This window comes from Dictyobacter formicarum (genome assembly GCF_016587435.1).
The window spans coordinates 437,073-463,517 of the sequence record NZ_BNJJ01000001.1 but is presented as its reverse complement, the minus strand read 5'-3'; the positions used below and the strand labels follow the sequence as shown (position 1 = coordinate 463,517).

The window sequence follows — 26,445 nt, the reverse complement described above, 5'->3', positions numbered from 1 at the left end:
CTCAAGCAGCTAAGGCTGCAAAGTGAGAGGTTCGTGTCTTGGCAACGGACGGTTCTTCCAACCAGGCTAACACACGCACGATGTTCATTGCTGTGGCACAGGCAAGATGTTGGAGATGGGTTTTAGAAAATCCTTCATACCGACTTCGGCGCATGTCAAACGCTCGTACTCCCTGTGACATCGTCGCCTCGATCCCAGCTCGTTGGTCGTAGACCTTCCAGAACTCAGAAGTTTTTTCGCGTGCTCTGGCCTTCTCTAAGGCCATGTGATGTTCCTCTTTCCTGACGGTAATCGTTCGTCGATCCGTCCTGGTACATTGAGAACGGCAAGGGCATGCTTGGCAATCCTTGGTCGAAAACTTGATTTTGATGACCTCATTGTCACGTCGATCAATGGCTGGCGTCCAACTTGAACTTGGGTGCCCAGTTGGACAGATGGCTTGTTGTGCAGGCCAATCGATCTGGAAACTGCTGGCTGCAAAACCCTGTTTGGCCTGGCCTTGCCACTTGTTATCCGCTCTGGTTGGAGCGATCAAATCAATTCCATAGTCCACCTGGCTGGCGACGAATTGTTTGGACTCTGCATAGTTCGTGTCGGTCAAATGCTCTTTGGGCAGTAATTGCTTGTCTTTTAAGGCTTGATGGATCACTGGCGTCACATCGACATCTCCCTTCCCAGCAGGACTCGTTTCAACATGTGTGATCAGCCGAGGTTGGTCCTCATCACAGCTTTCCGTCAGATGCACTTTGTATCCCACCCACCAGGTCGTGAGTTTGCGACCATATGTCGCCTCAGTATCATAGGGGGAGCAAATCATCGTTGCCGGCGGTGGAATATTGTCATCGGAACGAAAGTGGACATGTCCATCGACCAGTTCAAAGTGCTGGAGCCACACGCGTCGCAAGGTTTGCACCGCCGGAACCTGGTACAACCAGTGGAGCTCTGGAGTGGTGTCAATTGCATTGAGCAACTGGTATCCATCAGCTCCTATCGTTTGAGCCGCTGCGATGCGCTTGATTGTGTCCCGTGGGAAGCGATGCTCCTCCATCCGATGGTCATAGCGGATATGCCATTCTTCTGGAGCAAACGACTGAAGCCAGGTGGGAGCAACAACAGCCAGGCTGTTTAAGGTGGCACGAAAGGTCTCACCAACACACATCACGCGATGTAAGGCACGGACTTTGGCTAAGATGTGGGTGGCATCTGTGCGCTGTCTCCCACCGGCTTTGACAAGACCTCGTTGTTTGAAATGATCGAGCATCGTGTCAAACAGGAGATATTCAGCATTGCCTCCAAGGAGTCGTGAGCGAAACTCACTCAGGACCGAGAAGTCAAAGCCACTATCTTCTAATTCTAAGCTGAGTGCGTATTTCCAATCGAGGCGAGCGCGCACTGCGTCGGCCGCTTGTCGATCAGATAGTTCCTCAGCGAATTGCATAATGGTAATCAAGGCTAGTCTCCAAGGAGCCAGAGCGGGTTGACCGTTTTGCGGAAAAAGGGCAGCGAACGCTTCATCTTGGTAGAGAATACCGAGTTCGTCTCGCATGCGGATAAAGGTGCTCCCTTTTGGGAAGGCTGCCTTGGCAACGCGCGCTGTTTCTTGAGGTACGGGATGAATAGGTTCTGGTTTGAGTGACATATCCTTCTCCTCTTTGGCTCAGAGCTTGCTTTACGATCTCTTCTTGTCCGAGCATAACAGGTTTCCTCTCATTTAGCGAGGGGAAGGGAGTTCGCCAACAGTGTCAGGTTGCGTAAGAGTCAGGATATGGCTCTTGTCCACTCTTGGGGTTTTCTGCTCGCTTGCTTTGCTATATATCGGGAAATGGTGATATAGTCTCATCTAAACATGTGTTTTTCTCGCAAGAGGGAGTCCATGATGGAAGAGGCATCTCTACTTTCTTTACCAGAAGGGATGCGTGTCGAGCAGATCCAAATCACTGAACATGGTTTGGTGATTGCAGTCGAGGCTTCGCATCCCACATCGTGTTGTCCACTGTGTACTCAATCCTCAGATTCCATCAAGACGCACTATCGCCGCACGTTACGAGATGCTCCCTGTGTGGGTCGCCAGGTTCAACTGATCCTGACTGTGCGCAAATTCTACTGCCGTAATCCATACTGCTCCCAGAAAGTGTTTACCGAGCGGCTTCCTTCCTTTGTCGAGCCGTGGGCCAGGATGACGATCCGTTGCTGCCAACACATTACGTCGATCGGGTTAGCGACCTGCGGCAAAGGGGGAGCCAGACTCGCCGCTCGCCTGGAGATACCAACCACGCGTCCGACGATCCTGCGCCGCATCATGGCTTTGCCAGATATTTCTGGGAGTTCCGTTGTGTACCTGGGCATCGATGATTTTAGTTTTCGACGTGGGTATCGGTTCGGCACCATCCTGGTCAACCTGGAAAGCCACCGCGTAGTGGATCTCTTACCCGATCGCCGGGCGGAAACCGCAGCCCGGTGGATGTACCAACAGCCAGATCTGGCGGTGATCAGTCGTGATCGAGGAGGCGAATATGCCTCCGCTGCGCGAGAAGGCGCTCCCCAGGCTATCCAGTGCGCAGACAGGTTCCACGTGGTGAAAAACCTGACCGAAGCTGTTCAGGTGCTTCTGGCGCGCTGTCAGGCCGAAATCCTGACAGAAAAGAAACCGGACGAGCCAAGCCAGGATGAACAAAACAAACCCTTCATTTCCATCGAAGAATGGCGTCCGAAAATCCCAGCTCATATAGAGCGCGTGCAACGAGCCAGACGATCTGAGCGCTCGGCACGCTATGAACAGGCAGTCGAACTCAACCGTCTCGGAAAACCACCCCAAGAGATTGCCAGGATTCTCGGTGTAACAGGACGAACCATTCAGCGTTGGCTGAAAGCCGACACCTTCCCTGACGCCAAGCGGCGGCGGCGGCGACCTGGTTCTTTCGAGATCTACGCGTCTTATGTCCTCTCGCGCTGGCAAGCCGGTGAGCGAAACGGCCTGGCGATTTATCGCGAGATCAAGGAGCAAGGCTACGATGGCTCGGAGCGCACCGTCTACCGCTATCTGGAACCACTCAAACAGGCTGAGGTGAGGGCTTCAATCGACGTGCATCGTCTGCAAAAATGGACCGCCAATACCGCCATCTGGCTGTTTGTACGTGATCCAGAAAAGCTCGATGAGATCGAGCGCGAGGATCTGGCTGCTTTCTGTGAGGCAAGTGCCCCCTTGAAAAAGGCGTATGACCTCCTGCAAGATTTTTTATCCATGGTCCACAAACGAGAAGGGCAGCGGTTAGATGCCTGGCTGGTCAGGGTTGCAGAGAGCGAGCTGCCAGAACTTCAGTCATTTGCTGCTGGGGTAGAAAAGGACAAAGATGCGGTGCAAGCTGGTTTAACCTGGGCGATTAACAATGGCATGGTTGAGGGCCATGTGACAAAATTGAAGCTGATCAAGCGAACGATGTATGGCAGAGCTGGTTTTGCCTTGCTCCGCCAACGGGTGCTTCATGCAGTGTAGGAGACGCCTGAGAGAGGGGCAGATGAGAGATTGTATGAAATACCAGCGTCTCCTCAACATCTTCGCGATCTCTCTTCTTGAGTCAGAGGCAATGGGACGTGTGAAAACAACAAGGAGGATTTTCTCGTGGACAACATCTCCCAACATAATCAGAAGCGTTGGAATGCACTGGCAGGAGCGAATGCACTCTTTAGCAGACCAGCGTTAGAGCTCGATGCGAAGAGTGCGCAGGGCAACATTGATCCAGAGGGGCGATTGGGGAGTATACGGGGGAAACAAGTTCTTTGCCTGGCGAGCGGCGGCGGTCAGCAATCAGCCGCTTTCGCGCTGCTCGGCGCTGAGGTGACGGTGCTGGATATCGCCGAGGGCCAACTTGCACGTGATCAACAGGTGGCAGAACACTATCATGTCGCCATCAAGACGGTGCAAGGTGACATGCGGGACCTCTCGGCCATAGCCTCGACATCCTTCGATATCGTCTGGCACCCCTACTCGCTGAACTTCGTCCCTGATGCACGCGCCGTTTTTCACGAAGTTGCACGGGTCTTGCATGTTGGTGGGATCTACCATATGCAGTGTGCCAATCCTTTCACCTGTGGCCTGACGCCCAAGGATTGGAATGGCAATGGCTACAGCCTGAAGTATCCCTACATCGAGGGAATGCTTCTGGAAAGCGAGGATCAACCTTGGGCCTACGCGCGTGAGAACTATCATGGCGAGCCCATTCCCATCTTGCGCGAGTACCGCCATACGCTGAGTTCGCTGATCAATGGCCTGAGCGATGAGGGCTTTGTTCTTCAGCATCTGAGCGAGGATCTGCACCTGTTTCCAAACGGAGAAGCAGAGCCGGGAACCTGGGATCATTTTGTTGCCTATGCTCCACCCTGGTTCGGCTTCTGGGCTACCTACTGTCCACGCACCTGATTCTCGCCTCTCGCCGTACTGTATTGAAAAGCATTTTCAGGTGTTTCAAACACCTGGAAATGCTTCTTTGTGTCAAGTTCATGGCATGGGGAGAAGAGCGAGCAAGCAAACAGAAAACCCCAAGAGTGGACAAGAGCCAGGATATGGGTCAAAACTGTGAAAAGACTGCATCTGGTCCTGCAAGAGCGAGTAAGCACATGACTTCCTATCGAAGCATCACGTTTAACTCTACTATCGTGATCATCAAAATTGAGTCAGAGCCCGAAAAACAACGCTAAGGAAACTGGATCAAAGAAGGTTGATTGACCAGGAGTTTGAAAGACTGAGAGGGCCGCTCTGAGAACTGTGTCTTGTTAGGAAAGAGAAAAAAGGTGGATACATAGGAAAGGGCTGACTGCTGTGTGTGCTCCGTGGTCAGCCCAAATGATGCGGCATATGGAAAGGCGCGCTATGCTTCTTTCTGGACTTCCACATTGATGGCGATTGGCTCTTTAGCCATATGGCACTTGCCTTGTGAATACCGCTCTAAAGAGTTATGTGACGGACGATCTCGTCAACGACGCGCATGAGAGGTGCGGTGGCGTCGATGATGATGCCGTCTTTCGGTATAGCTTCTTTCGTTTGATGCAAGCGCGCAATGATTTCTCGTTCCTCTGGTCTTCCGCCCCAGTCAGTTGGGTCCAGTGCCACTCGCTCATCAATCCGCCGAAGACAGGTGTCAAGGTCGACATCAAGGATAAACACGCCGTCAAATAACTGGATGAATTGGGAAAAATTCCTTGAACCGCCGCAGAAAAAGGTGACAGCCTCATCCTTGTTAGCGGCGAGGGTTTGGACTTTCTCTACATCCCAAAGGGGGGATAGGTGGCGATCATTTGCGGAGGTATCCGTCGGTGTATCTGTTTTCGGATCACCTTTATACCTCAATTCCCGGTCACCATGAATGGCCTGGTAGCCGCGCCGCTGCAATTCTGTGCAGACCGAAGTTTTGCCGGTGCCGGAAACACCTTCAATCAGATAATTTCTTATGCCCATGGCTTAAGTATACGACCAACGAGATAATACAGCAAGTGTCCCTACGGTATCATGACGAGCAGATATGAGTGTTCAAGTATGAGGTTTGACCGGCGGGATTGACAAATGGTCTCCTGACCATTTGCCCTTGTGGGCGGCGCAGCGAAGCGAGCCGCCCAAAAATGCAGGAAGCATTTTTGACGAACCCTCAACCCCCAGATTAGGAATCTGGTGCTCTATCCAGCTGAGCTACGGCCCCACACGTGAGTCTTATTGCCAGCAAATCCATCTGCTTTCAAGGGCCACTATCTAGAATGGTTTTTCAAGCCGTTGAACTACTTTGCATCTTTGAACCATAAAATGTCCAACACAGTCATTGACCGATAAAGTGCCAGTTTTGGACAAACCGATTGTCAAACCACAGTAAGCTATTGGATGTCTCGCATCCCGCTTAATGATGTCCCGCTCTCGTTGTCTATTTCTATCAATGGTATTGATAAAACCTCCACAATTGATCAATCAGCAGTTTTCCAACAATTCAGATCCACACTCAGGAGAACTGGCGGTGGTATTGGGAATATCATGACGGCTGCTGAGGCAGCCGTCGTTTTTGATGGTATCGTCAATGATACTGGGATTATTACCCATGCCCCTGCCCCAAATGGATTACCTGGAGGATATCCTGTCTGTGTAGATGAATGTGGTGTAAAAGTTGTTCTCCCCGAGAAGATGACGTTGCAAGATGCTATCGATATCAACGAAGCAGGACTTGTGCTTGATGGTATCGGACATATAGATGAGGACGGAACAGTTGTATTTGCGGAACGAGAGATGTCCATTGTCAGTGAGATTTTGGGATATGACTGTTGACGCATGCCGCTGTGTGAAGTAGATGATTGGGCCAAAGAGCTACAAATCAAATACCAGAAGGTGGTGCTTCATTATCAAAAATGACACCCATCCCCAAACTGGCTTTATTGTATTCGCGATTGTTGATGTGTGTGTTTTCGCCAGATGGTGCAAGTCTTGATCTGTATATGTTGGTTTTTGCTTTGCTGGAGTTGTGTGACACTGATTAGATGCCCATAAGGCAGGGATAAAGGCTTCATTTTTGTTTGCCACATATCCCGCCTTATTGAGCCTGTGATTGCCCCGCTTTCGTGGCTAGTAGACATCTATTTCTTTAGCCATGAAAGTAAGGCAAGTTCAGAGAGAAGTCGACAGTGTTAGCGCTGCCTCTTGTGCATGTTGCAAGGACGCAAAACCATCGAGGCCTTGCTGAGGAGCGAATACAAAGTAGCCATAGTGATCCTGGACAGGCAAGCGATATATTTCATGAGGGGCAATGCAACTGTCGCAGGGAAGAGGGTGTTCTGCAGAAACCTGTATCATCAGGTAATAGCGTTTGGTGTCACTATGCTGGACAATAGCACATCGTGGCTCCTGTTCAATGATCGCAACGAATCGGAGCCAGTACGTTGCATGCCAATGGTTTGGTTTACAGATATTACTTTCATCTACTGAGACATAGGAATGGTAGAGCACACACGAAATTCCTCGAGGGGTACGCATATCCTGTAGCGGTGACATTTCTTGAATATTTCTATGTTTTTCTGATAGCCATTCATGGAGGTCGACGTTCTTTAGTGACTGTTTCACTTGATCGTGCATACTCTCCCTCTTTTTTTTCGATGCATTCTTCCAGATCCACCAACCTCCAATGGCTGCTGCGCCTGCAATGGCGATGTGAAATGTACGATAGTTGTTTGGCTTCCTGTGTAAAGACATCGCTGTTTTCCTTTCGCTCCTGCTATGAAGTTATTTTCTGTCAGGGCAAGAAATTGACTCATCAGTGTTGTACATGTATACGGCATTTCTGCGAGGTATACAGTACTTCGATATACCCTTGATATTGAGTCTATGCTGCTTTGGTGGAGAGTAACAGGGGAGCTGCAGGGCACCAGAGAGAGAGGAGAGGGGCAGCTTGACGCAGGATTTTAGCCCGCCGCAAGCCACCGCCTTTTTATGGTGTGCGGTGAGGCGTGCTCAGACTTTCGTTCGTGGCCCCTTTGGACCTGGCTTGAACCTGCCCCTGTTGCTGGGATGATAGTTGCAATGAGAAGCGATAGGCATTGGTGGTCTTTTTGGCTTCGGCCACATCGTTTTCGGTATCCTTGTCTGGCTTCCAGGTGCCTTCGCTGAGTGTCGACATGCGTTCTTTGAATGCGAGATAGACCTGGTCGATCATATCGGGATTGCCGAGCATTCCTAGTTCGACGACACAGCGCCGCATCGCACGAGCGGCCCTGATGACGCGCTCACCATCTTTGTCGGCTCTATAGGCGAATTTTACTTTTTTGTCCCAGCGCGTGTTGATGGCGTACATAGCATAGTCATAGAACAGCTGTGCTGCCCTGCCAATATGATGTCTACGCTGCTCTTCGTTTTGTTCCGTAGAAAGTTTGTTGTCAAAGACGTTTCGGCCCAGGGCGCTTTCATGGTTGGCCATGATCAGTAGCGCATCCAGATACTTGTCGCGATACAGGGTCACAGGCTCTTTGGCCCAGGGGCCAAACTCTTCAGGGAACTTCTCTAGCAGTGATTGGATGAAATCTCCTGGATAGGCATCAATGAGCTTCTGACAAGCTTGTATGACCCAGTCAGGCATAGTGCCATCGAGCTTTTCATCCAGAAGCCCTTCCTTGCGCGCAACCTTGATCGTGTTGTCGTGTTCTTCAATTTCATCAAGGTCAATGGCTCGGCACGATGGGTGAAGTGAATAAAATCCTGGCTCATTACTGAAGAAATCAATATTACCCGTGACAGGATGGCCGTTCTTTTCCAAATCTTTGACGGCGCGATCTAAATCCTGGCGAAGATAGCGCTTGGCTGCATCAAAGACCTCTCCCAACTGATCTACATTCATATCACGTCTTTTTCCACGGGCGACAGCATAGGTCAGGACTTTATCTCGGTCGACGGCATTTCCTCTTCGCCAGGCGATGTAGGCAAGTTGAATCAGGCGAATCGCGTTCTCTCCTTTGCGCAACTTGACTTCCACCTGTGTCCCGTCATCCGCCTGTATCCAGCAGCGAATCTGTTTGAGGAGTGTCAATGTGACTGGTGTGGGCGTCGAATCAGATTGTTTTGGTAGCTGTAAAGAGAATAATGGTTGTGCTTCTTTGGGTTCTTCTGTTTGCTGTTGCTCTTCCTGCTGTGAAGGCGTGTTGAGGGTTTGTGGTGGCTGGGCCTGCTCTGGTGGGGGAGCTCCTGTATGCTCATCATTCTCGTTTTTCGTTTCTTCTTCTGTGCGATTGACGTTCGCAGACCAGCCAGGGTTTGTGATGGGCAATGGGGTCGTTGGAAGATTGCCTTGCTGCCAGGGATCGGTTGGATCTAGTTGAAAGAGTGGAGGGACCGCGATGCGTTTTTGTATGGTCAATGGTTCTGGGTGGTTTGTGTGCGGTGTGACGAATTGCTCTTCTGTATATTGAGGGTGTTGATGCGTGGTTTCTGAAGACGGCGTGGCAAGGATTGCATGTTCTTTGTTCTCGTGCGAGAAGAAAAATTGCTCGCCTAGTGACAGAAGCACCCAGATCCACCCTCCTATAAGGACAAAGCTGAGCAGAGGTGAAAGAAGCCTGGCGATAATGGCTGTACGTATCGGCAGCGAAAATTGAGAGAGCTGACCAAGTAGTGGCATGGTTGGGAGAGAGAGCCGAACCGTGACGACGATCGCCATCAAGAGTCCAACCATTCCTGCGATTATCAAATAGGTTCGGGCATGCATGCTATTTTGAGACATGAGTGTGCTTCCTTTCACAGAGAGGTGCATATATATCGGCGTATTTCTATAGCATAGCAATATATGGATTGTCCCTATTGAAATTCATTCATGTGCCATACAGGTTTCTTGCTCGCGTTCATACTTTCTTCTATTTTACACGAGTATAGTTGAACAAAGTGTAAAATACATCACAGTGTGATAAAGTAGACAATATTGAAAGAAGTGTAATCATCTGCTGGACAAGCAATAATTATTGTTGACTTATCTGTGAGTTTCGCTTGTCCAGGTTGCCGTTTCACCTCAATTCAGGAAGCTTTTTCCCAACGATGAGCCTTTCTTTGAAACCGACCAGGTGATCTTGCTGGTGGTGAATAGCGGCGCGAGCAAGTACGCGGCTCATATCCTGGAACGATGCGGCGGCAATCCAGCTCTGTGTCTGTAAAATGGCAGTGGTTAACCCCAGGAGCTGTGGTTGCGCTCGTGCTGGATTGCCTCCCTGGGCGAGGATATCCGCAACACACTGCTGGAAGGTAAAGCGATCGATGATCGAGCCTGGGAGAAGATCCGTGTCACCTGCATCGGTGACGCGGACAGAGCGCATCATTTGCCTGAGAATAACCTCGAAGTGTTTATCATGCACGATGGCTCCAGTCCCACGATAGATCTTTTGTATTTCCTGGATCAGGTAGCGTTGGGCCATGTCCGATCCCAGCAGCTGGAAGATGATCTGGGGATGAAGAGGGCCTTCGGTAAGTGGCGTTCCTGGTGTGATATGTTGCCCCTCCTTTACCGTCAGCTTTCGCCTCAGTGGGATGCGGGTGCTCCATTCCTCGTATGGCTCTCCATGTGGCGACACGAAGTGAAGCAGATAGCCGTCTGTTCCTGCATCTGTTGCTATTGTCTTCACGATACCATGTCGCTCCGCCATTGGCGCGGCTTGCGCGGGCATATGGACTTCAAAGAGGTCATCGACCCGAGGGAGACCCAGCGTAATGTCGGCTGCATTGTTGGCAATACCACCTGAATGGAAGGTCCTCATGGTGAGTTGCGTGCCGGGTTCTCCAATCGCCTGGCCTGCCAGAACGCCAACGGCCACGCCTTTTTGGACGAGCGTGCCTGTGGCTAGATCAGACCCATAACATTTCTGACAGATGCCATGTGCTGCCTGGCAAGAGAGCGGTGTACGGACAAAGACGTGTTTGACGCCATTCGCGAGTAGTTCATCAACGAGGGTTTCATCCAGGAGGGTGCCTGCGGCGACATGCCCAGTGTGTTCTGCCAGAACGCGCCCTATGATGGCGCTGCGCATATCTGGCAACCCGTTGCGGTGACACACATCGTTGGTGATGAGCAGGCTGTCCGTGGTGTGGCAGTCTTCCTGGGTGACGATGACGTCCATCCCGGCTTCGACCAGACGTCTCGTCAGGTAGCCAGACATGGCCGTATTGAGACTTCGATCCATAAATCCTTTGCGTGCACCGGATGCTGCGATGAAAATCTCCCAGACAAGCAGGCCATGGAGGTAATTCGAGAGAACTGGGATCGGAAGGACCTTTCCTGATGGGCTTGCCATCAGGCCGCGGATGCCGCTCAACTGCCGTATTTGCTGAAATTTGGCTTTGGTTGCACCTGACTTCACGATGGTCATGATGGTGCCGAAAGGATCAAGGACAGTGCTTAATTTTCCACTGATCTCATCGGTAATATGTGTCCAGGTGGCAATGACATGCCGATACCACTCATCATAGGTGACCTCGCCGGTATGGTAGCGCGCATCTATCTCTGCGACCTGTGTGCGCCCCTGTTCAATCAACACTTCTCGCTCTGGCGGGATGGTGATATCGCTGAGCGCGAAGCTGATGCCACTCCTGGTGGCATAGTGAAAGCCGATCCGTTTCATGTCATCAAGCAGTCGTACCGTTCGTTCTTCCCCGCACTGCGAAAGACATTCGGCAACGAGCGCTTTCAAGTCTTCTTTCGTATGTGGATAATTGCGGTACCCACAGTGTTCGGGTAGTATCTCATTGAAGAGGAGGCGTCCGACGGTTGTTTTAATGCGTCCACGGGTGGGATGTTCGGGTTTTACAGGAGGAGGTGCCATGTACACAGGGATATCACCTATACGTATGATGATAGGTGTGTGGAGATCGATATACCCGGCCTCCTGTGCAAGCAGCGCCTCATTACGATCGGTGAAGAGACGTCCAGCTTTTTGGGGACTCGGTCGATCTTCTGTGAGATAGAAACAGCCCAGGACGATATCCTGACTCGGGGTGATCGCGGGATCACCGGAGGCAGGATGGCGCACATTCCGGGTTGAGAGCAGCAGACGGCGCGCTTCCTGCTGCGCCCTTTGAGACAGTGGAACGTGCACGGCCATCTGATCGCCGTCGAAATCGGCATTAAATGCGGCACACACCAGCGGATGAAGTTGAATAGCCTTTCCCTCGATGAGCCGTGGTTGAAAGGCTTGAATGCTCAGGCGATGCAGCGTCGGCGCACGATTGAGCAACACCAGGCGTTCGAAGAGCACCTCATCCAGCACATCCCACATCTTTGTGTCTCGGCGTTCAACCATACGTTTGGCCGCTTTCGGACTGGAGGCATAATGATGATCCAGGAGTTTTCCAATGAGAAAGGGCTTTAAGAGTTCGCAGGCCATCTCTTTGGGTAGACCACACTCATGGAGTTGGAGTTGGGGGCCGACAACAATCACCGAGCGGCCTGAATAGTCTACACGCTTTCCGAGCAAGTTGCGACGGAATCTGCCATCTTTGCCTTGCAACACATCAGTAAGACTCTTCAAAGGTCTGTGGCGAGCATCAGTCACCTTTTTCTTTGTATGGGCGTTATCAAAGAGCGCATGGCAGGCTTCCTGGAGCAGGCGGCGTTCATTATTCAATACAATGTTCGGCGCGTTCTGTTTCAGAAAGCGCTTCAAACGATTATTGCGATGCAGGATGCGACGGTAGAGGTCATTCAAATCGGAAGAGGCCACGCGTCCCCCATCCAGGACAAGAATCGGGCGGAGCTCAGGTGGAAGGACCGGAATGGCCGTAAGAATCATCCATTCTGGTCGTTGTTTGGACCTGCGAAACGCCTCAACGACCTGCAGGCGCCGGATTGCTTTCTTCGTATTGGTCCCTACTGTGGTTATCTCTATTTGAAGCTGTGTTGACAGGGCATCCAGGTCAAGCGTGCGCAAGAGATCGCGCACCGCTTCGGCACCTGTTTTTGCCTCAATGGTACCTGGAAACAGGGAGGATAAGGCATGATATTTCTCCACGTCGAGCAGATTACCAATCGTGAGTGCCTGCAGATACTGGTAGACTTCCTTCTCATCAGGATCCGGCATGTCTGAGATATGAAGGTGCTCATGGCTGCGTTGCGTTTCATTGATGTGGAGGACGATATAGCGCTGATATCCCAGGAGTGCTGTGACTTGCCAGGGCGAGAGATTGAGCAGGAGGCCAATGGTGCGCTTATACCAGGGATGCACGATAGGAGCTGCGAGATCAATATGCCCCATCCGTTCTCTGCGAACGGTTGCCGGCGCAAGCTCAACACCACAGGTGCGACACACGAGGCCAGCCTGACGCCTGTATTGATATTTTCCACATGAGCAGGACCAATCACGTGTGGGTCCAAAGATGCGCCCGCAGAAGAGGCCGTCTTTGACCGGTTGTTGTGTGCGGTAGTTGATAGTGTCCGGTTTTGTGACCTCACCATGGCTCCAGCGATGGATGTCTTCAGCTCTGGCTAAGCCGATGCGAAGTGCTGCGATCGTATCGAAGGTTCTCATGGTTCTTCTTCCTTCCTCCTCATGGAACCAGATTGTTCATGTCGTGACCAGGAGTGTGTTTGAACAGCGAGACGATGATTGTTCCAACTCTGTTGTGGTTGGAATGGATAGGAGATAATGCTGATTTTTCGTGCAATCGCCTGTGTGGTGAGTGTGGCAACGCTGGCGCGTGCTGTTCGCAGTTGTTGTTCTGCCTCGCCAGAGGCGTAATACCAGAGAGCAGTATAGTATGGGGTTCTATCATCTGTGTTTCGGCCCAATTGCTCAAACATACGTATCAGCATGTGTTCATATGTTCCCAGCAGGCGGACCATCACGTGAATAGCGATGCGTTGTTCTGATTCCGTGAGCAGTTCTGCTGTTGGGAGTGAAGAGACATTGGACCCTTTTTCTGTGTTCTTCAGTTGTTGTTGGCTTCGCCATGTTGCCTGTGGATGCTGCTCGGTAAGCAGAAGACGAACCCTATTGGTGGCATAGAGGAATGGGAGAGTATGGCGACCAGGACACTTCCACGGTGCAGTTGTGCCAAGTATGTGTACGCCCTGTTTGGTAAGCCACATCCAGGCTGGTTGCCCTTGCTCAATCTGCTCCAGATTGAGCAGACCTTCTCGTTGGAGGTGTTCAATACGGTTATGGATGCTACTTTTTGAGGAGAACGTTGGATGATTATGTGATCTTCTTTTGCATGCTGTGAGAAAACACACCATCTGATCAAGTCTGATTGCCCGTTGTTGCATCACGAGCGTTAAAATGGAGAAATCCTGGGGAGCCAGATATTTCTGCTGTATTTCTGGTGGTTGGTTGGAGACAGTCATAGGGGATATCCTCCTTCAAATGAGCAGACTGCTCTCTGTCTGTGAATGCATACAGATGCGTAAGCTGATCATGAGTTCTGTTTCTACAAAGGCGATTGGTTGATGGTTCAGTGTTGTGATCTGATCTCGATCATGAACGGGGCTTCAGTTTTTTTCTCATCACCAGCATAGAAAATCCTCCCTCTGAGAACAGAGGCAGATAACGTACGATTCGAGGGGCAACAGAGAGGTAGGGTGGGGAAGGAGTAGGTAGGCCACGGGTAATTCGGCAGTGTATTTCTTTGCTATTGTGGCAGGTGAAACATGAGCGAGGTGGGAATGCTCTCGCTCAAAAAGGTAAAAGAAAGAAGCACGCTCTGTACGCGGACTGTACGTCTCAATCTGATGAAATGAATCAGAACGATGTTTTCTCAACTCAAAGTGCGCTGTGAAGGATCATTTGATCCGCCTCACTTCGATTCACAGGCCAGAAGCCGCTCGATTTTCTCGGTGGTCCCAGAGTTGTTCTGTGGCGTGTGAATCAGCAGTCGCAGATCGCTGGAATCGACCGTCTGAAGCCAGAGAAAATCAAAGATTAGTTCTCCTACCAGCGGATGCTGCATCGATTTGCGCCCTTCCGACATATTGAGCACATCATGGCGGGCCCATAATTCCCGAAATGCTCGACTGATCTGGGAGAGTTCAGCAATCTGTGTGGTCCACCAGGGATCTTCGATGAAACGACCATATCCGACGCGAAATTGTGCCAGATACACCCGTGCCAGTTCCTCCCACTCCTTGCTTCCTTGATTGATCAAAGGGTGCGTGAATAATCTCCAGATCAAGTTTCGCTCTCGCTCAAGCATGGTGGCACTGTAACCAAAAACGACGCGAGAGGCGGCGTTCCATGCTATGACATTCAAACGAGGATCAAAAACGCATGCCGGGATGGTCCCAAGGTGCGTAAGAAACTGGTGTAAAGTAGGGCTGATTGTCGTTGGGAAAAACGTCTCGACTGGAGGGGGCTGTCTATGTGCGAGCAAAAATAAATGGGCGCGTTCGTTCGCATCCAGTTGCAATGCTCTGGCTAGACTTTCCAAGAATTGCACCGAGACGTGAATATCCCGCCCCTGCTCCAGCCAGGTATACCACTCTGGGGTTACTCCAGCGAGCAGAGCTACTTCTGCCCGTCGTAAGCCCGGTGTGCGCCGACGCTGCCCTCTGGGTAATCCCACCTGTTCTGGCGATAGGCGAGCGCGGCGGCTCCGCAAAAACGCGGCTAATTCGTGATGACGATCCAACTCCAATTGATTCATTGGCATGCGATATGCTCCGCTTAGTGATGTGACCGAAAACTGGAAGTGCTGGTTCCATAATAAATGCTTATCTCGTTAAAACCTGCCCCTCATTATACACTGGTGACGAATGAGGTGAGTGGACCCATCAAGCGTCTCCATAACCAGTCAGCAGAGAGACCCCGTCCCACGAGGCCGGAGCACGTACAGTGTGGTCACACCACCGCGCATCCCAATTCTAACTCTACCTAATGGAGGAATTTTCCATGAGAATTTTCGTCACCGGCGCGACCGGTTTTATTGGCTCAGCTATCGTCCGTGAGCTTTTAGCTGCCGGGCACCAGGTCATAGGCCTGGCTCGCTCCGATGCAGCCGCTGCGTCCCTTATCACTGCCGGCGCGGAGGTGCATCGCGGCGCGCTCGATGATCTTGAGAGCCTGCGTAGTGGCGCAGCAACCTCCGATGGCGTGATTCATACGGCCTACTTTACCACATCTTCTGATATGGTGCGGTCCGCTGAAGTGGATCTGCGGGCCATTGAGACGTTCGGCGCGGTGCTTGCTGGGTCGGGTCGTCCGTTGGTTGTGACCTCCGGCATCGGTCTTCTGCTGCCAGGTTGCCTTGGGACGGAGGAGGACGCACCATCTCCCAATTCAGCTGCGGCGCCTCGGGTTGCCTCGGAAGAAGCGGCGTTGGCGCTGGCTTCGCGCGGGGTGCGCGTGTCGGTTGTGCGACTTCCACCATCGGTCCATGGCGAGGGAGACCACGGCTTTATTCCTGCTCTCATCGCCATTGCTCGCGAGAAGTGCGTGTCGGCTTACCCAGGTGAAGGATTGAATCGTTGGTCTGCCGTACACCGATTCGATGCTGCACGTCTGTTCCGCCTGGCGCTGGAAACCGCGCCAGCAGGCTCACGACTTCACGGGGTCGCTGAGGAAGGGGTGTCGGTGCGCGACATCGCAGGTGTCATCGGTCGCCACCTCAACGTTCCGGTCGCCTCTCTACCTGTCAGTGACGCCAGCGAACACTTCGGCTGGCTCTCATACGTCTGGCACTTCTTTTCAATGGACCTCCCGGCATCAAGCACACTCACCCAACAGCACCTGGGGTGGCATCCCGTGCAACCGGGACTTCTAGAGGATCTCGACCAGAATCACTACTTCACGAACGAGAGGTAATGTCCAGGCAGGTTAGTTGAACTAATGTGGCGACACGATCTGGTATCGTGGTTGGGTGAAGGCTTCCTTACCGATGTGGAGTGGTCCTGTTTAGAATCTGCTCTGTGGAGATAAGAGGTGCTTCTTTTCTACAATATGTCAAAAAAGAAGCACCAGTATGCGATTGGTGTGGCTATTTTTGTTGTGAGGGTAAGGCTGGGAGGGTCACGGTGAGCCCGGCACCATCTGCTCGACCGGGAGTGATCCCGTTGAGACTGACCGTTCCTTGAATTTCAGAGACGTGACTCAGATTGGAAACAAAAACCATAGCCGTGAACGCTATGGGACCAGGAGATACCTGGCTGGCATGTGTTCCGATGGTGATACTGACAGGTTGATGGATATCTGGTGAGGTGATAATTCTTCCCCATTCGCTATGGCAGGTTGGTGAATACCTCCTTTGGACAGTTGCGAGAATCTGGCTTTGATCACTAGGGACCTCGTGAAATGAGAGCGTTTGTGCATCTTTGTAGCATCCCTGGAGCATTGGATCTTGATTGGTACAGTGTGGTTCTGTGGGTTCGGGTGCACAGAGTCCCTGAAACTGACTATGTGTGTTGATCTTTTCTGCCGCTCCTGCAGCATAAGCAGAAGGGACGAACTGTGTGCCAAAGATGCTTCCTATCAATATGAGTACTGCCATAATGGGTAGCAGCCTGATAAGCATGCGTATTGGAAGTACTTGCAGATGTTTTTTTACTAGAGTGACCATTGCGGTGTCCTTTCGATGATCCATGTCGCTTCGTTTGTTTTGAATCTCTCTGAACCTACCAGGTCGTGTCTCTCGCGGTGTCGTGGTTGCACGGCTTGAACAGATGGTTGGTTAGACAGGGATTGTTATGGGTTGCGTCTGGCCTTTGAGAAAAAATGTGCCTGCCCAATTCGTTGGGCGAATGTTCGGGAGGGCAAAGACCATATCTGTGAGGGCAATGGTTTGCCTCCCATCTGGGAGGACCATGTGTTTCACGTCTTCTACTCTGCCGTTGTGAAAAGAAATGACAGCATCTATCGCTGCTACCCGCTGCTGCGCATTGGCATAGGCGAGCGTATTGATCCAATAGGTCTTGCAGATCGCCGAGTGCAATAAATTGACCACGCCAATCAACTCATTCTGAGCTGTGAAGACGGATTGGAGTTCAATCATGTGGCTATCTTGCGTACACCCTTGCACGATAGGATTTTGCTGTTCACATACTGCCTGTTGCGTTCCATGGGTTGATGCGCACGTGATCGCTGCATGAGCGCGGGAGAAGAATGAAAAGTCGGAGACATGCAACAGCTGGCTCCCAAAGAATACAAGCAGGGTGGTGAGGCAGGTAATTGCAGCCAGGATAATGATACGAACTGGCTGTGTGTGTTTTCTTCGTGGTGTGATAATCATAGGTACGTTTCCCTTTCCAGAAGCATGTGAACTCGTAGATTATTTGTTGTGAGCTTGTACAAAAGCGGTGAGTGATCGTGATTGCCCAATGAGATCAAAACTGCCTGACCCGGCATGGGGAGAGGACGGCATTGTGGTCATATCCGTCCAGGCGGCATAGGCAAAAGGCGTACCAGCAAACTTGGGTGTGCCAGTGATGTCTTCTGTTGTATGATTGTGGAAGAGTATCACGGCATGGATAGCTTTCAATACCCCCATTCTGGTGACAAAGGCCGTGGTGCGAACCCAATACGTCTTACAGCTTGGCGAGTAACGCAGTTCAACGTCACCCAGCGGTTTGGTTTGTTGCGTATCCTGGAATACGGTTTGCAGATCGAGGCTTTCTGCATCGATGACGCACCCCTGGGCAATCGGATCCTTGTGTTCGCACAGAGCCTGTTGTGTGCCCCTGGTTGTTGCACAGGTTGTAGCAACCGAGGTTACTGCTGCATGAACGGTGTTTAGGAGCGGCGCTAATTCCTGGTTGTGGATTGCTATAGTTCCTGCGATGAGAATGAGTGTAGTTACAAGACTACTTCCAAGGATGATCAGTGTTCGTCGGGCGTGATGGTGTTTCAATACGATCATAGTGGCTTTCCTTTCCATATGAGACTGGCAGATTTTGTATGACTGAGTTACTTGCTCTTCCCAGCGTAGTTTGCAGATCCCGTTGGAACTGGAGAAGCTGTGGCGGTCAGACGGAGGCAGGTGAGGAGGAGCTATGATGATGAGCAGGAGGTAAGCAAGGAGGATAGAGTATACCGCCGCCTTCCTGTTCTGGTTTGTGTATTGAGACTACCTAAATCTCGATGGAGAGGAATGAAGCTATGCAAGCGTTTGACTGGACTGATTTCTATGCGATTACCAAGAATCGCCTACCCTGGCCTCGTCTTGTTCGGGCGGTAGAACTGCAGAAGTCTCGTGGTGAGGTATTAGACCTGGGATGTGGTGCAGGCCGTGATACCCGTTATCTGATCGAGCACAGATTCTGCGTTACCGCTGTTGATCAAGAAGCAGCATCCCTGGAGCTCCTTTCTGACCTGCCAACGGATCGGCTCCATCGGGTGCAATGCTCATTTGAGATGTTCCAATTTGGCCGCTATGATTTGATCAATGCCCATTTTTCTCTTCCTTTTATTGATCGCGAGCACTTTCCTCTTGTTTTTGACCGCCTGAAAGCTGCCCTTAAACCTGGATCGATTTTTGTTGGGCAGTTCTTTGGGATAAATGATACATGGAATATTCCCGATACCCACATGACATTTTTGACACGTCAACAGGCTCTCGTATATCTTGAAGGGTTAGAACTGCTTGAGTTCGAGGAAGAGGAAGAAGGTGGGACAACAGCAGATGGGGCATCAAAGCATTGGCATGTTTACCATAGTATAGCGCGCAAGCTGTGACTGCGTCTCAACAGATATGAAAAGCTGGTCAGGAAGATTTCATCCCCTGACCAGCTTTTCATATCTGTTGAGACGCGGATAGCCGCTGATGTTTCCAGTTTTTCTGGGCAGCCCAACGCTTCATGGCATATGCACTACCTTATTGCACCTGAATGCCTACACGCTCAAGGAGGCGTCGACAGAGTTCGGCACGATACTTGATCGGCATGCGACCTGGAGGGCCGTGCGAGTCTGAGCCTGCGCTGATCAGCAAGTCATGTTGCATGGCATAGGCCAGATAGGTTTCCACTTGTTCTGGAGTGTGGGTAGGGTAGTAGACTTCGATACCATCAAGGGGGACTTCTGCACGTACCTGGTCGAGCAGTTCCGGTGTGTAGTTGGTAAATTCCTGCGGCTCGCGTAAACCACGACCGGGATGAGCGATCAGGGCAATGCCTCCACTCTGATGTGCTGCCTCAACTGTCTGGCGTATATCTGCGTTCATTTCCCGATATCCTGCCTCGGCCAATAACGCCAGGGCGCTCGGCCAATCTGGGACCATACCCTGCTTGATCAACAATGTGCCACAATCGCCTGCCACACGCAGATCGTGAGGACGCGGAAATTGGTAGCCCCGGCGCTGCAACTCTGTATATACCTGCTCTGCATTGTCTTTCTGGCGGTGTCGAACGTTATCTGCGATGGCGCGAAGTGCCTGATCATGAGGATCAAAACCAAAGCAGAGGACATCGGCCATCTTGCCATGAAACTGGGCACTTATCTCTACGGCTGCGAGAACTGGCACCTGTTTTTGAATTCCCAGGCGCTGGATGCTCTCTACTGTATCCACGCGATCGTGATCAGTTACCGCAACCAGGCCAAAGCGTTCTTGCGCGAGGTACTCAAAAAGGTGTTTTGCTGACCAGCGCCCATCACTATATGTGGTGTGTATCTGCAAGTCGATTGGTGTCGTAGCGGATATCTGCAACTGCACGTAAAGCTCCTTTACAATCTGTATGATGGATAACAGATAATAGTGAATTTCGTGGTGATGGGGCCAGCTCTTTTGTGCTCATGTATGAAAGAGTTGATAGCCAGGGCATTCGACCTTTGTCCTGGTTCGAAAAGAGGTGCGTAACGCATCCATTCTAACATCCATCCTCCCGGACCACAGGAGACATCGAGGATGCCCTTCTCATCCTTCTACTGTTTCAAGGCGCTGGGCCAGAGGTGTGAGTTGCAGCAATTCCTCTTCGATTTTTTGACGAACTTTGACTTCTACATTCGCTAATTCTTGGTGCGATCCATGTTGGACTGACCGTTTATATTCCTCGCTTACCCGTTGGCGAAATGTGTTGAAGTAGGTCTGTTGTATGTGCCAACCTGGGAGCGTGGCGAGGTCCAGGTATGAACTATCGACGAAATCCTGCTGAGAGAAGGCGAGGCACACCAAGTCTGCATATCTCTCCAGCAGCCTCAGCTTTTCCTCTGTAAAAAAATCAAGTAGATTGCTCGTCACAAGCAGGGCACCGGCGAGCTTGCCTCCCCACATCAATGGTACTGCCGCGCAACTGCGTTCATGTTCCTGGCTATACAAGGGGAGCGCCGTCCCCGGATCTCTTGTATCTGGAACGAGGATACTCTGTTGTCGCATTGCTGCATATCCTGCCAGGGATTCCACCCCCAAAAGCATTTCTTTGGTGTGGAAATCCGTTCGCCGGGGTGCAGTGCCTCTTACTCCCAAGGCTCTGAGTGATCTGATTTTTCCATTATCCCCTGGTGGCATACAACCAGCAATAACTATCTCAAGTCCTTCCTGCTCTGCGGCTCCTAATTGCGTGAGTGCATGAAACACAATAGTTCCCCCCAACAGCCAGAATTGATTGGGGGCATGGCGAGCCAGATGAAGAACTTCCTCATATATATGCAGGGGAATATGATCCGATGCCTGTTCAACAGAAAGTGGCGCTTCTGGTACTTGTAGCGTTGGGTCTTCCTGCATAAGGAGACGCAGTTGATGGCGTTCCTGTTCTGGAAGGGCAGTGAGAAGCCGATGCACATGGGATGGATCAGCCGTATTCTCGCCATTTCTCCAGCGCTGGACCGTGGTACGGGACACGCCAACCTCTGCATACAGGCGCTGTTTTTCCGCCGGCGACAGACGGCGGAAGAGATCGTCGAGATATCGACGCCACGCTGCTCGCTCTGTTGTCATATGGTCCTCACTGAGCATGATGTTTTGCCAGTAGCATAGAATACATTCTTACGAGTCGTCAACGTTAGAATGCGATGCTTTTTCATGTTCCTATTGTACCTGGAATTCACCCATTTTTATAGGCGAAAAGACCTTGCCTCTCATCCAGAAGTTTTTACAGTGCTTCAATAGTAGTATTTTATACTGGGCTGCATCAATATGCATCATATTTTGGTGCAATATGCATCAATTTGCGTTGACAAATGCATCAATATCGTGCTATAGTGGTTCTATACTAGTTATTCATCTCTGCTTGGAATATTCCTGATACGCTGTTGTGTACACATATTTCCTGTGCTGGAAATGGCACGATTTTGTATCTTTCTCTTCTTACTCTATGGTATGTGTCCTTCGGTATGGATCACGAGCCAAAGAGGGTATATTGCATGTTAGTTATCTTTCGCAGCGTCTTGTAGCAGCCACTCGTATGTTGATTCTTTCTATCGTTTGCTCTCACCAATGCTCAACCATTGTCTGTGTTCATAGCTCTACCCAGATCGGTGTAAGAGATTTTTCCAGAGACGAAGGCGGCGCTTTGTATGGATACGAGCCTGTCTCATCTCGTACCAAGAAAGGGGAGAACAGAATGGTTCGCCTGAAGCGCAAGGAACGCTCTTTATCAGGACCCAATGAAATGATGTCATTTCGGCTCACAGGCCTCCTTGAATCAGATCATGTGCTTATTTTCAATCCCCAGTTGGGAACGTTCTCTGTTCTGGCTCCAGGTCCAGATCTTCTGGAGGAGCAGCAGTTTACTGTCAGTGAACTGTGTTTATTGATTCCTCTCTTGCAAAGCTATCCCTACTACTGTCCCTATGAACAGTTGCTTGCATCCTATGCAGGGGGACAGGCTACTGTCCAGGATATTGATCGCTCCCGCCGCCGTCTCCACAAGGCACAACAAGAGGGTCGCTGGGACGAATGCGTTCGCCCTATGCGTGGGGCCCTCTCACGCGCGCGGCTGAAAATGCGGAGCTTTGGCATCGATGTTGTTGCTGTCACGGAGACAGGATATATGCTGAAGCGTTTGAAACGAGCGCCTCATCCTCCTTCAGAGGTGTCTATTGAAGCGGAACGTTCTCGTGTCCTGGTATAGAAGAGGGGGACGATGATCTATGATGCAGGCAGATATGCAAGAAAAGCTGCATACCATTCATGTTGACACTCGGGATCAGCTCTCAACCGTTTTGGAAATAGTGCAGGCGATACCATCTCAGACCCTGCTTCTTGTCCTTTCAGGAACCGCGGCACAGAGGGGTGCCTTTGGTCGAGCCCATGATTTTCATGAGTTACGTGCCCAAAACAAGAAGCATATTGTTCTGGTCATTCCTGAGGAGGATAGATTAGCCAGACAATGGGCGAAGGAGAACGGCTTTTCACTTGTGTTCTCCTCCCTTGAGGATGCCGCGGATCATATCACCCTCTTTCAGCCAGAATCTGCTGACAAACAGCAGCTTGGCCCGTTCCCACCGCGGCAAGCAACGACGTTGCATGAGACAAAACCACTTCAGCAGAAAAGATCATCTCAGAGGCCAATGAAACGTCTCCTTGTCGTTCTGAGCATGTTGACGCTCCTGACTGCTGCTTTTTTTGTGTTCGTGCAGCAGCAATCGATTCCATCTTCACTCAGCCAATCTCCATCTGCTGCACCGCAGATTGTTGGTCAGGCAGCATTTGAAAGTAGCCGCATCTATAACCAGGAGGGAACAAGTGGGGTCAGCGACCAGGTTCATATTGCATTGCAGCACCTGAGCCGTCCCAAAGCTGGGAATACATACTACGCCTGGCTGCTCGGCGACAAGAATGTGAGCGATGGGCGTCCACTCTTGCTTGGCACGTTTCTTCCACAGAATGGAACGGCAGAACTGACCTATCGTGATCCAGGACATCGCAATCTTCTGGCCAGCTATAGCCAGCTCCTGCTGACGGAGGAAAGCCAGAGCACTCCTCCGATTGTTCCTTCACCCAATAATCATGCATGGCGTTATGTGGGATCTATTGCCCAAACACCCTCTCCCAGCGATGGCCACCATTATAGCTTGCTCGATCACTTGCGACATCTGTTGGCTCAGGATCCAACTCTGGAATTGCTGGGGCTTCACGCGGGGCTCGATTACTGGCAGTATAAGAATTGTGGCAAGCTTCTCGAGTGGACGCAATCGGCGCGCGATGACTGGGGACAGGCCGATGTGTCATTTATGCGGCGGCAGCTCATTCGTACCCTGGACTACATTGATGGAACAGCGTACGTCTATCAAGACGTGCCAGCCGGGACGCCCTTGTTGGTTGATCCAACCCTCTTACGCATTGGTCTCATCGATGTTTCTCCCACGCAAGCATTGGAAGGATTTTTTCCTCATATCGACGATCACTTGACGAGTGTCACTACCTCTCCTGGTGTCACAGCGCAGCAAAGGCAGATAGCTGCAAACGTTATCGCTGCGATCAATGGGATTATCCATACGCTTCAGCAGGCTCGGCACGATGCCAAAGCGCTCCTTGCCATGTCAGATATGCAACTCCACCAATCGGCGGCCCAGACGCTTTTGAATGAGTTAGCAAATCTAGCTAATGATGTCTACATTGGCAATGCCACACAGCAAGGCAGCGTATGGATTCATCACCAGCTCGAACAGTTGGCTACCTTTTCTGTGCAGCAATTTTGAGCACTGTCCATGAACAATAAAGTTATGTGCTGAGATTCATATCACCTTTCGAGCAAACAAGGATGGTAGATACGCATGGTAATGGGCAGCCACGCAGATAATCGAGATGCTCTCCGATGCCCTTCTGCAGTGCGAGATTGTTGCCCAAGCGGTTGACCATGCGTCGTAGAGCAGTTGGTCCTCGGTGTCAATGCCGATGCATTCACGGATCTGGCTCAATTTTGGTGATTGATGAGCTTATATGCTCCTTTTGATCTTTTCTTCGAGCGCAGAAGAAATACGATTTTCCATCTTCTTGCCACGCTTTCACCAAAATTGAGACAGTTCCGAAATATGAGCACTAATACGAGTATGGAATGTTGTAAATAAGCCGTTCGAGATCGGCCTGTCAATGCCTTTTTAACGAGAGAATGCGACTTAACCCTGGAGCTACGGTTTCTATGGGAGTGTCCCTCCCACTATTCCTCTTGCTATCATTCCAGAAGTTTCAAACACTGCCAATCTTCCACCGCCGCCATTAAGCACTGTATCTTAGGCCACCAATAATGTTTCGTGGTGCGTAGGCAATCATGAAGCACGGGAAACAATGCCTCTTCAATCAGCTGCGAACGATAGTCGATTAAAAGTTCTTCCCATGTATAATTTTTGACGCCATAGGTGCAAAGCAGATCATAGTAGCGTTGCAAGAGATGAAGCTCGCGCTGCCCCTCCTGGCGTATTGCACGCGTCCAGAATGTGTCGCACATATGTACTAAGTCACTCACGCCAATATGCATCTTTGGCCTTTGCCAATCAATCAGATAGGTCTGGCCGAATCGGTCATCACGTGGCACAAGAAACTGAATAAAATAGGCATCGCCATGAATAACCGTGAGTTGCGTTTTAGAGGCGAAACGTGGTTCCCAATACCGCTCCCAGAGGCGAGGCAGCAGATAAAGCATCTGCTCATATGATTGGCGTATCTCCTCTGGCAACCAGTCCTGTTCGTGCAGTAAAAGGAGTTGCCAGGCACTCATACATTGTTGATGATAGAGTTCGAAATGGGCCCGATCACGTTGCCAGCGACCAGGTCCGATAGCGGAGCCAAGTTGTGGATGTTCCCACCAGTAGGCATGAAAATGCGCAAATATATCAATCACAGTCTCAATGGTAGTCGCGAGAGGAACTTTGTCGATGAGCGGAATATGCGTATCAGACAGATCCTCAAGGATCACATAAGAGTTGCCACTTCGCTCATCATACTCTGCAGCCAGACAGCGTACAAAAATCGCGGAGAGATCAGGCAGAGAGGCCAGTAATCGATAGAAATGGGCCTCCTGCTGCCCCCCTTCTCTATACCATTCTTGCTGGGAAGAATTGCGTTTAAGCACCAGCTTTGTGAGCATTTCGCCAGAAGCATCCTGTGAATAGGAAAGATGGAGATGTTCTGTTTTTGAATTGAATGCGTATTTCGCTTGTGTGAATTGAATAGTCGTTACATTGCCTCTGGATAAGATACCAGCCTGTTGAAGAATTGCAGTGAGCCATTCTGGAGTAACATCTGCCTCGGCGTCGATGGGAAGGGAATAGGTCATGATTTCCTCATTTACAAAAAGCCATAAGTATTGATACTCTTTCTCAGAGGTGTACAAATTGGGTATTGCCACGAGTGTAGCTGACAACCTAGGAGTTCTATTCGAGTTGGCTGTCACTCCGGCTGCCAGATACGGGATGTCGTGCACGTCTTAAGACTGGCAAGCCATCTTGAAATGGAGCAACCTGCAATTTTGAACAGATGAATGCCATCGATAGTCACGACGACCATCAATATTCATCCTGCAAAAGCGGCCTACAGAGCCTCGCATAGTCAGCCAATCATGAAAGTGCGAACGCGATTTACAACGCTAGAAGCAGTATAGCAGAGGTGGAGCGGTTTTTCCAGCTACTTTTCTTTCAGTGCTCATATTTCGGAACTATCCCAATTTTGGTGAAAGTATCTCACTAACAACGATGTTTGTTCTTCTTCTGTGTGCGAAGAAAAAACCAGAAACATCAGGTAAACTCATCAATCACCAAAATTGGGACAGTTCCTTATTATTTGACACACAACACTTGGGTCATTGGTAGACTGTCTCATATGAATGATTGATATGTTAGAGTCTGGGGATGATGCGTTGCCTGAGAGAAGTCTGTGGCGGTGCTCGTTCGGGTTGTTTCTCTCCAAACCATCGGCGCACAGCAGTTCGTATTACACCCTGGTTCCATGAATAGCCACTCAATAGAGGCAAGGCAATGTGTTTCTTATCCATTTCAGTCGCTACCGCCATGTCCTCGAGTGTTTCTCCTTGGTGCACCATGTGGGGTATGCGTTCGTCGTGTTTCTGATGGTTTACAGATGACCATCGGCCCGCAGATTGG

General features: G+C 50.8%; 21 protein-coding genes and 1 tRNA gene. 7 read left to right on the top strand and 15 right to left on the bottom strand.

Annotated features, from left to right (window positions below):
* Position 1 precedes the first annotated feature (1 nt).
* The gene (locus tag JMI88_RS01845) at positions 2-1,639 is read right to left on the bottom strand and encodes an IS1182 family transposase (RefSeq protein ID WP_201360044.1); all 1,638 of its coding nucleotides are present in this window, start codon (positions 1,637-1,639) and stop codon (positions 2-4) included.
* Positions 1,640-1,876: 237 nt separating this feature from the next.
* Here JMI88_RS01845 and JMI88_RS01840 point away from each other — a divergent pair, with 237 nt between their 5' ends.
* Together JMI88_RS01840 and JMI88_RS01835 are read left to right on the top strand one after the other, a co-directional pair.
* Positions 1,877-3,493 carry an ISL3 family transposase gene (locus tag JMI88_RS01840; RefSeq protein ID WP_201360149.1) on the top strand — a complete coding sequence of 539 codons (1,617 nt, stop codon included), beginning with the start codon at positions 1,877-1,879 and terminating at the stop codon, positions 3,491-3,493.
* Positions 3,494-3,619: 126 nt separating this feature from the next.
* Positions 3,620-4,417, top strand: a complete 798-nt coding sequence (locus tag JMI88_RS01835) for a class I SAM-dependent methyltransferase (RefSeq protein WP_201360043.1) — start codon at positions 3,620-3,622, stop codon at positions 4,415-4,417.
* 525 nt (positions 4,418-4,942) lie between these two features.
* On the opposite strand, the gene JMI88_RS01830 is transcribed toward JMI88_RS01835, so the two are convergent.
* Together JMI88_RS01830 and JMI88_RS01825 are read right to left on the bottom strand one after the other, a co-directional pair.
* A complete protein-coding gene (locus JMI88_RS01830; RefSeq protein ID WP_201360042.1) occupies positions 4,943-5,452 on the bottom strand; it encodes an AAA family ATPase in 510 nt (169 codons plus the stop codon).
* 166 nt (positions 5,453-5,618) lie between these two features.
* Positions 5,619-5,682 (bottom strand) — tRNA-Arg (locus JMI88_RS01825).
* Between the two features lie 220 nt (positions 5,683-5,902).
* Between JMI88_RS01825 and JMI88_RS01820 the strand changes: the two genes are divergently transcribed.
* On the top strand, positions 5,903-6,301 hold the full coding sequence (locus tag JMI88_RS01820; RefSeq protein WP_201360041.1) for a hypothetical protein: 399 nt from the start codon (positions 5,903-5,905) through the stop codon (positions 6,299-6,301).
* Positions 6,302-6,637: 336 nt separating this feature from the next.
* Here JMI88_RS01820 and JMI88_RS01815 read toward each other — a convergent pair whose 3' ends face one another.
* The 5 genes from JMI88_RS01815 to JMI88_RS01795 all read right to left on the bottom strand — a co-directional run bounded on the left by JMI88_RS01815 (position 6,638) and on the right by JMI88_RS01795 (position 15,136).
* Positions 6,638-7,219, bottom strand: coding sequence for a hypothetical protein (locus JMI88_RS01815; protein ID WP_201360040.1), 582 nt, complete (start codon positions 7,217-7,219; stop codon positions 6,638-6,640).
* Positions 7,220-7,454: 235 nt separating this feature from the next.
* Positions 7,455-9,236, bottom strand: coding sequence for a hypothetical protein (locus JMI88_RS01810; RefSeq protein ID WP_201360039.1), 1,782 nt, complete (start codon positions 9,234-9,236; stop codon positions 7,455-7,457).
* 277 nt (positions 9,237-9,513) lie between these two features.
* A complete protein-coding gene (gene rpoC / locus JMI88_RS01805) occupies positions 9,514-13,020 on the bottom strand; it encodes a DNA-directed RNA polymerase subunit beta' (protein WP_201360038.1) in 3,507 nt (1,168 codons plus the stop codon).
* Positions 13,017-13,835 (bottom strand): hypothetical protein, encoded by an 819-nt coding sequence (locus tag JMI88_RS01800; RefSeq protein WP_201360037.1) that lies wholly within the window; start codon positions 13,833-13,835, stop codon positions 13,017-13,019. Before JMI88_RS01800 ends, rpoC begins: the two co-directional genes overlap by 4 nt.
* A gap of 449 nt (positions 13,836-14,284) precedes the next feature.
* Positions 14,285-15,136 carry a helix-turn-helix transcriptional regulator gene (locus tag JMI88_RS01795; protein WP_236022767.1) on the bottom strand — a complete coding sequence of 284 codons (852 nt, stop codon included), beginning with the start codon at positions 15,134-15,136 and terminating at the stop codon, positions 14,285-14,287.
* Positions 15,137-15,375: 239 nt separating this feature from the next.
* Between JMI88_RS01795 and JMI88_RS01790 the strand changes: the two genes are divergently transcribed.
* Positions 15,376-16,287: an SDR family oxidoreductase gene (locus tag JMI88_RS01790; RefSeq protein ID WP_201360036.1), complete on the top strand. Its 912-nt coding sequence runs from the start codon at positions 15,376-15,378 to the stop codon at positions 16,285-16,287.
* Between the two features lie 172 nt (positions 16,288-16,459).
* Here JMI88_RS01790 and JMI88_RS01785 read toward each other — a convergent pair whose 3' ends face one another.
* From JMI88_RS01785 to JMI88_RS01775, 3 genes are all read right to left on the bottom strand, one after another.
* Positions 16,460-17,038 (bottom strand): DUF2690 domain-containing protein, encoded by a 579-nt coding sequence (locus JMI88_RS01785; protein ID WP_201360035.1) that lies wholly within the window; start codon positions 17,036-17,038, stop codon positions 16,460-16,462.
* 111 nt (positions 17,039-17,149) lie between these two features.
* A complete protein-coding gene (locus JMI88_RS01780) occupies positions 17,150-17,707 on the bottom strand; it encodes a hypothetical protein (RefSeq protein WP_201360034.1) in 558 nt (185 codons plus the stop codon).
* 39 nt (positions 17,708-17,746) lie between these two features.
* Positions 17,747-18,334, bottom strand: a complete 588-nt coding sequence (locus JMI88_RS01775; RefSeq protein WP_201360033.1) for a DUF2690 domain-containing protein — start codon at positions 18,332-18,334, stop codon at positions 17,747-17,749.
* A 239-nt stretch (positions 18,335-18,573) separates the two neighbouring features.
* Between JMI88_RS01775 and JMI88_RS01770 the strand changes: the two genes are divergently transcribed.
* Positions 18,574-19,149 carry a class I SAM-dependent methyltransferase gene (locus JMI88_RS01770; protein ID WP_201360032.1) on the top strand — a complete coding sequence of 192 codons (576 nt, stop codon included), beginning with the start codon at positions 18,574-18,576 and terminating at the stop codon, positions 19,147-19,149.
* 139 nt (positions 19,150-19,288) lie between these two features.
* Here the strand turns inward: JMI88_RS01770 and JMI88_RS01765 are convergent, their stop codons facing one another.
* Together JMI88_RS01765 and JMI88_RS01760 are read right to left on the bottom strand one after the other, a co-directional pair.
* On the bottom strand, positions 19,289-20,122 hold the full coding sequence (locus JMI88_RS01765; RefSeq protein ID WP_201360031.1) for a PHP domain-containing protein: 834 nt from the start codon (positions 20,120-20,122) through the stop codon (positions 19,289-19,291).
* Between the two features lie 201 nt (positions 20,123-20,323).
* The gene (locus JMI88_RS01760; RefSeq protein WP_201360030.1) at positions 20,324-21,343 is read right to left on the bottom strand and encodes a GAF domain-containing protein; all 1,020 of its coding nucleotides are present in this window, start codon (positions 21,341-21,343) and stop codon (positions 20,324-20,326) included.
* 625 nt (positions 21,344-21,968) lie between these two features.
* On the opposite strand from JMI88_RS01760, the gene JMI88_RS01755 reads away from it, so the two are divergent.
* Complete coding sequence (locus JMI88_RS01755; protein ID WP_201360029.1) at positions 21,969-22,478, top strand: hypothetical protein; 510 nt, start codon at positions 21,969-21,971, stop codon at positions 22,476-22,478.
* A gap of 19 nt (positions 22,479-22,497) precedes the next feature.
* Entirely contained in the window at positions 22,498-24,048 is a 1,551-nt protein-coding gene (locus JMI88_RS01750) for a hypothetical protein (protein ID WP_201360028.1), read from the top strand.
* Positions 24,049-24,521: 473 nt separating this feature from the next.
* Here the strand turns inward: JMI88_RS01750 and JMI88_RS01745 are convergent, their stop codons facing one another.
* Both JMI88_RS01745 and JMI88_RS01740 read right to left on the bottom strand, forming a co-directional pair.
* A complete protein-coding gene (locus JMI88_RS01745; protein WP_201360027.1) occupies positions 24,522-25,622 on the bottom strand; it encodes a DUF1679 domain-containing protein in 1,101 nt (366 codons plus the stop codon).
* A 558-nt stretch (positions 25,623-26,180) separates the two neighbouring features.
* Entirely contained in the window at positions 26,181-26,354 is a 174-nt protein-coding gene (locus tag JMI88_RS01740) for a hypothetical protein (protein WP_201360026.1), read from the bottom strand.
* Positions 26,355-26,445 lie beyond the last annotated feature (91 nt).

Bases quoted from the DNA above. Each gene is read 5' to 3' on its own strand.
- JMI88_RS01845 (WP_201360044.1), bottom strand. From the start codon at position 1,639: ATGTCACTCAAACCAGAACCTATTCATCCCGTACCTCAAGAAACAGCG.
- JMI88_RS01840 (WP_201360149.1), top strand. From the start codon at position 1,877: ATGGAAGAGGCATCTCTACTTTCTTTACCAGAAGGGATGCGTGTCGAG.
- JMI88_RS01830 (WP_201360042.1), bottom strand. From the start codon at position 5,452: ATGGGCATAAGAAATTATCTGATTGAAGGTGTTTCCGGCACCGGCAAA.
- JMI88_RS01815 (WP_201360040.1), bottom strand. From the start codon at position 7,219: ATGTCTTTACACAGGAAGCCAAACAACTATCGTACATTTCACATCGCC.
- JMI88_RS01810 (WP_201360039.1), bottom strand. From the start codon at position 9,236: ATGTCTCAAAATAGCATGCATGCCCGAACCTATTTGATAATCGCAGGA.
- rpoC (WP_201360038.1), bottom strand. From the start codon at position 13,020: ATGAGAACCTTCGATACGATCGCAGCACTTCGCATCGGCTTAGCCAGA.
- JMI88_RS01800 (WP_201360037.1), bottom strand. From the start codon at position 13,835: ATGACTGTCTCCAACCAACCACCAGAAATACAGCAGAAATATCTGGCT.
- JMI88_RS01795 (WP_236022767.1), bottom strand. From the start codon at position 15,136: ATGCCAATGAATCAATTGGAGTTGGATCGTCATCACGAATTAGCCGCG.
- JMI88_RS01790 (WP_201360036.1), top strand. From the start codon at position 15,376: ATGAGAATTTTCGTCACCGGCGCGACCGGTTTTATTGGCTCAGCTATC.
- JMI88_RS01785 (WP_201360035.1), bottom strand. From the start codon at position 17,038: ATGGTCACTCTAGTAAAAAAACATCTGCAAGTACTTCCAATACGCATG.
- JMI88_RS01780 (WP_201360034.1), bottom strand. From the start codon at position 17,707: ATGATTATCACACCACGAAGAAAACACACACAGCCAGTTCGTATCATT.
- JMI88_RS01775 (WP_201360033.1), bottom strand. From the start codon at position 18,334: ATGATCGTATTGAAACACCATCACGCCCGACGAACACTGATCATCCTT.
- JMI88_RS01770 (WP_201360032.1), top strand. From the start codon at position 18,574: ATGCAAGCGTTTGACTGGACTGATTTCTATGCGATTACCAAGAATCGC.
- JMI88_RS01760 (WP_201360030.1), bottom strand. From the start codon at position 21,343: ATGACAACAGAGCGAGCAGCGTGGCGTCGATATCTCGACGATCTCTTC.
- JMI88_RS01755 (WP_201360029.1), top strand. From the start codon at position 21,969: ATGGTTCGCCTGAAGCGCAAGGAACGCTCTTTATCAGGACCCAATGAA.
- JMI88_RS01750 (WP_201360028.1), top strand. From the start codon at position 22,498: ATGATGCAGGCAGATATGCAAGAAAAGCTGCATACCATTCATGTTGAC.
- JMI88_RS01745 (WP_201360027.1), bottom strand. From the start codon at position 25,622: ATGACCTATTCCCTTCCCATCGACGCCGAGGCAGATGTTACTCCAGAA.
- JMI88_RS01740 (WP_201360026.1), bottom strand. From the start codon at position 26,354: ATGGCGGTAGCGACTGAAATGGATAAGAAACACATTGCCTTGCCTCTA.